Annotated in this window: 1 protein-coding gene; it reads left to right on the top strand. The window is 46.1% G+C overall.

The features are described 5' to 3' along the window. The coding region (locus tag LZP73_RS19605; RefSeq protein ID WP_234236593.1) for an EAL domain-containing protein at nucleotides 1-332 on the top strand (332 nt) is incomplete at both ends.

Here is a 332-nt window from a genome sequence, read left to right as displayed (position 1 = left end):
GCGACTGGCTGCGTCAGCATCCTCAGCAGCATATTTCGATCAATCTTGAATCCACCGTGCTCACCTCGGAAAAAATCCCGCAATTGCTGCGTGAAATGATCAATCACTATCAGGTTAATCCCAGACAGATCGCGCTTGAACTCACTGAACGCGAGTTTGCCGATCCGAAAACCAGCGCCCCGATAATTTCTCGCTACCGGGAGGCGGGCCATGAAATTTATCTCGATGATTTTGGTACAGGGTATTCAAGTTTAAGCTATTTACAGGATCTGGATGTCGACATTCTGAAGATCGATAAATCTTTCGTTGATGCGCTGGAATATAAAAATGTC

It is taken from the genome of Shewanella sp. AS16 (assembly GCF_021412365.1).
In the GTDB taxonomy this organism is placed as follows: Bacteria; Pseudomonadota; Gammaproteobacteria; order Enterobacterales; family Shewanellaceae; genus Shewanella; species Shewanella salipaludis.
The sequence above is the reverse complement of the archived record's forward strand: the minus strand, read 5'-3'. Positions and strand labels throughout refer to the sequence as shown.